General features: G+C 69.9%; 4 protein-coding genes. 3 read left to right on the plus strand and 1 reads right to left on the minus strand.

Annotated elements, in window-relative coordinates; translation table 11 throughout:
* Together PPSIR1_RS41165 and PPSIR1_RS41170 are read left to right on the plus strand one after the other, a co-directional pair.
* Nucleotides 1-1,654 (plus strand): tetratricopeptide repeat protein (locus PPSIR1_RS41165; RefSeq protein WP_006977277.1); only part of this gene is annotated, 1,654 nt, incomplete at its 5' end.
* A gap of 213 nt (nucleotides 1,655-1,867) precedes the next feature.
* Nucleotides 1,868-2,875 carry a hypothetical protein gene (locus PPSIR1_RS41170; protein ID WP_157596536.1) on the plus strand — a complete coding sequence of 336 codons (1,008 nt, stop codon included), beginning with the start codon at nucleotides 1,868-1,870 and terminating at the stop codon, nucleotides 2,873-2,875.
* Nucleotides 2,876-2,923: 48 nt separating this feature from the next.
* Here PPSIR1_RS41170 and PPSIR1_RS41175 read toward each other — a convergent pair whose 3' ends face one another.
* Nucleotides 2,924-3,271: a hypothetical protein gene (locus PPSIR1_RS41175; protein WP_006977279.1), complete on the minus strand. Its 348-nt coding sequence runs from the start codon at nucleotides 3,269-3,271 to the stop codon at nucleotides 2,924-2,926.
* A gap of 346 nt (nucleotides 3,272-3,617) precedes the next feature.
* On the opposite strand from PPSIR1_RS41175, the gene PPSIR1_RS41180 reads away from it, so the two are divergent.
* Nucleotides 3,618-4,472 carry a hypothetical protein gene (locus PPSIR1_RS41180; protein WP_006977280.1) on the plus strand — a complete coding sequence of 285 codons (855 nt, stop codon included), beginning with the start codon at nucleotides 3,618-3,620 and terminating at the stop codon, nucleotides 4,470-4,472.
* Nucleotides 4,473-4,492 lie beyond the last annotated feature (20 nt).

A 4,492-nucleotide genomic window follows, 5' to 3' on the forward strand; every position in this document is an offset into this window, starting at 1 on the left:
GTTCATGGCTCCGGAGCAGTTTCGTGGCGAGGTGGTGGACGCTCGGGCGGACCAGTTCTCTTTTTGCGTGGCCTTGCACCTCGCGCTGTGGGGCGCCGAGCCGGCGGGTCCGCAGGCGCAGGCCGCTCGCGAGCGCGGGGACGTGCCGGCGTGGATCGGGGCCGTCGTGGATCGAGGCCTCGCGCAGGACTCGAACGAGCGCTGGCCGAGCATGGTCGAGCTGCTCGCGGCCCTGCGTGACGACCCAGCGGCGCGGCGGCGTCGATGGGGAGCGGTCGCCATGGCCGTGACCGTGGCCGTGGGCGTGGGCCTGGGGGCGTGGCAGGTGGAGCGCGAGCGCGTCCAGTCCTGCGCCGAGGTCTCGGGCGGGGCGGCGCAGCTGTGGGGCGAGGCCCGCCAGGCGGAGCTCCGCGCGGCCATGCTGGCGACGGACACGGACTACGCCGAGGACACCTGGGCGCGGGTGTCGATGCGCCTGGACGAGTGGAGCCACGACTGGGCGAGCGCTCGGGCCCAGACCTGCGGCCGGCCGGACGCGGCCGAGCACGCCCGCTGCCTCGACGCGCAGCTCGTCGACGCGGAGGCGCTCGTGGACGTCGTCGGTGACAGCGAGCGGGCCAACCTGGCCGAGGTCCTCGGCTTGGTGGCGAGCTTGCCGGAGCCCCAGCTGTGCGAGCGCCCGGCTTACCGCGCGGTGCGGGGGCGCAGCGCCCTCGACGATCGCCAGCGCGAGCGCCGGGCCGAGCTGGCGCGGGTCTGGGCGCTGCGCGGGGGCGGGCGCCACGGCGAAGCGCGGGCGCGGGCGCGGGCCTTGCTCGAGAGCATCGAGCGAGACCGCGAGGCCGCGCTGTGGTCGGAGGCCTCGGTGTCCTGGGGGCGAGCGGCGTTGAGCGCTGGGGACTACGTTGACGCGCGCGAGGGCCTCGAGGCGGGCTACTTCGCCGCGTCGGGGAGCGGGCTCGATCGCGTCGCCTTCGAGGCCAGCGTGGGGCTCGTCGAGCTGGCGACCGAGCGCGCCGAGTTCGAGCTGGGTGCGCTGTGGGTCCGCCAGGCCGAGGTCCTCGCCGAGCGCATGGGCGACGCGGGCGGCGATCGGGCCGCGGTCGCGGTCGCGCGCGGGCGCCTGTTGGCGCGGGCGGGGGAGCTCGAAGCGGCGGAGTCGGTCCTGGACGAGGCCGCGGAAGCGGTGGCGAGCAGCCACGCGCCCGGCGATCCCCTCGGGGCGCAGGTCGCCCTCGAGCGCGGGGAGCTGGCGCGGGCGATGGGCGAGCACGCCCGGTCTCGCCGCCTGGTCGAGGGCGCGCGCACGACCTTGCTGACGGTGCTCGGCGGGAGCCACCCGCACCTGGTCGAGGTCGAGCTGGCGCTCGCTCGCATCGAGCGGGACGAGGGGGACCTGCGCGGGGCTCGGTCGCGGGTCGAGTCTGCGCTCGAGCGCCAGGTCCGAGTTCACGGTCGGGAGCACCCGGCGGTCGTGGAGACCCTCGTGGAGTTGGCGGTGATCCTCGCGCGGCAAGGAAGCGTCGACGAGGCCCGGGAGCGCGAGGCCGAGGCTCGGGCCGTCGCCGTCGCAACCTTGGGTCGAGACCACCCGCGGGTCGCTTGGATCGGGGACAGCCTCGCCGCCGAGATGCGTCGCGGGCTCGACGAGTGAAGGGCAGGCCGCGGGAGTCGGCCCGTTGATGGGCCAGCCCGGCCGAGCGTCGTGGGAACGGACGCTGGGGCTCCACGACTATCTCGGTGCATGTCGAACCCCTCGCCACTCTCTGTCCCGTGGGCGGGCCAGCGTCTCGCTCCTCGGCCACTCGTGACGCCGCCGCCGGGCGCAAGTCCGCGAAATCCTTGGGTCGCCCATTTGGAAGGGCACTTGCTCATTCCCGAGGGGATGGCTGGCCGCGTTCATCAGAGCTTGCTGTGGTTGTTTCGCCGCGACATGTCGCTGGCCATCGAGTTGGCCGATCGTGCGGCCGGCCGTGGTCCATCCGTCGATGCGCGGGTGTCGATGCTCGTCGATCGCAGCGGGGTGCTCCAGCGGGTGGGGTTGCGCGACGACGATGGCCGCGTACTGCCCGATCTCCTACTCACAGTTCATGGGCATCCCTCGGGTCCACCGGGTTTGACACACGCAGAGGATCCGCTGGCCCGGCAGGTATGGATTGTCGAAGTCCAGCTCGGCCGAGATCGCACCCGCGCGCAGTCCTGGGCCGAATCCGTGGTCGCGGCGGCGCGGGAGTTCGAGCTGCGCCTGCGAGACGTGGAGCTCCTCATCGTGAGCCCCAGCCGGCCGGTCCGCGGCTGGATTCGGCGCGAGCTGCTTCCCGACCTGCCGCGGCGTACCTGCCTGTTGGAGCCGGTTCACGTGCCTCGAATCCGCTGTGTCGAGCGCGCCCGCGGGCGTCCCACGGCGGCCGTGTTGTCGGCCGTCTTCCACGGCCGAGAGCCAACAGGCGAGGCGATCGTCTTCGCCGCGTGCCAGGCCATTCGACCTCTCCCTCGGCCGACTCGTCGCCGCTATCGCTACCTCATCGAAACCGCCGCCCACCCAGCCATGGAACTGCCTCCGCCCGTCGATCCCGTCCTGTCTCCCGAGCCAGAGGAGCGCCCTTCAGACTGGGAGCTCGGTGGTTTGACCTGGGCCCAGCACGGCGAGCGCTTTACCGAGCGGGGTCTGAGGCAGGGCGTGGACATCGGAATGGCCCGTGCGTACCGCGAGGGTCTCAGGGCGATGTTGCAGCTACTCGGGCACGCGCTGACGCCTGCTCAGGAGCATCAGCTGTCTAGCTGCGACGTACCCGAGCGACTGCACGCCGCGCTCATGACCGTTCGAGACGGCGGTTGCCCGGAGTCCGCCCTGGCGCAGCTCGCTTTGGTTTGAGCGCGTTGCTTTGGGCTGACCGCGTTACTTCGGGCTGAACGCGTTGCTTCAGGACCACTCGGCGAGCGGGCTGCCGCCAAACTTGTACTCTGCCCACTCGATGAGGGGGCCCGAGCGGGGCCGGACCTTCGTCTCGAACTCGGCGCCGTCGATGCGGACGACCTCGACTTCGCCCCGGCGCGGAGCGACGGTGGCGCGGAGGACACCGCTCGTCAGATCTACGCTGAAGCCGCGCAGCTTGCCGCGGCGGCGGCGAGCGATTTCGGCCACGAGGTCGGAGGTGAAGGCGACGATGGGCATGACCTCTGAGCCCCGCAGGTCCCGGCCGTGACCGTCGGAGAAGCGCAATCGCGCGTGCCCCCGGTGCACGTGGACCTTGAACGAGCTCAAGCTCATAGCTTCACACTACTCGAACAATATGCTTTTACAACCACTTTTTTTGATTGCACTTTTGCGATGGGGAGGTGGTGCAGTGAGAGTGGATTTTTGTCTAAATCCAAGAAATCTTGTGCTTTTGGGCAATCTGCGGGGGTGAATATTTTCCAGTAATAATGATATTGATGCGCGCATACATGTGTGCCTGTCCTTTTGTACGCAGAGCTCAAAATGGACGCGCAGAGTGCACTGTTGGATATTTTCAGTGCGGCTGTAATGATTCGGAGAAGGGTCGCACCGGTCGTATGTGTGTCGAGGTGGGTCAACCTGGGCGGGTGTCGATGGGCGCCTGGAGTACCATCTGCGCATGAGTCTCAGCCTGCTGGCCGAACTCCAGACCCAGGCTTCCGTGCTCGGAGCCATTCCAGCGGTGGGACGACAGATCCTCGAAGGCCTCGATCGCTGGGGCAACACCTTGCTGATCTGCGCGTGGGCGTTGCCGCTCGCTGGGTTGATCTACGCGGTGTTGCTCTTGGGCCAGATGTTCGCGCCGACCTGCGAGTGGCGCGAGGACGAGCATATCGGTCTCAAGGCCATGCTCGCGGGCCTGCTCTTGCTCGGCACCGGCCTGCTGGCGAACGGGGTCCAGGGTCTGCTCTTTTTGTTCGTGACCTTCAATGACTTCGGCGCGGGGCTCGAGCGGGCCGTGCCGGATTTGATCGTCGGCTTCGCCGTGGTCTCGGCGGTGCTCTTGGTGGGCATCCCGAGCAGCAACCACGAGGAGCATCCGCAGGCCATGCGCATGAGCGCGGGGGCGGTGACGATGAGCGGCGCGGTGGGAACGGTGCTGGGGGCAGAGCGCTTGTTCGCAGAGATCTTCGCCTTCGACGGCTGGCCGCCCATCGCGGACGCGGGCGCCTCCTTCATCACCGCGTTGCTCACGGTGTTGATCGCGGGCTACGCCTACGCGGGGCTGACCAAGCTCGACGGCTCCGATCTTCGCCTTGGCCTGGGCCTGTCGCGGGGACCTCAGCGGGTTCAGTCGGCGCCCACGCCTTCGCCACGGCCACAGTCGGGAGCACCGCCATCCGCGGCGCCCGACCTCGCGCCGACGGTCTCTGTTCCCGCCTCGGCGCAGGCTCAGGCGCCGGGGGTCCAGGGTACCGGGCGGCCAGCTTCGACGCTCCGTGGGCCACCTGGCGGCCCCTCGGCGCCAGGCTAGTGCTAGTACCGCGTATCCGA

It is taken from the genome of Plesiocystis pacifica SIR-1 (genome assembly GCF_000170895.1).
Classification (GTDB): domain Bacteria; phylum Myxococcota_A; class Polyangia; order Nannocystales; family Nannocystaceae; genus Plesiocystis; species Plesiocystis pacifica.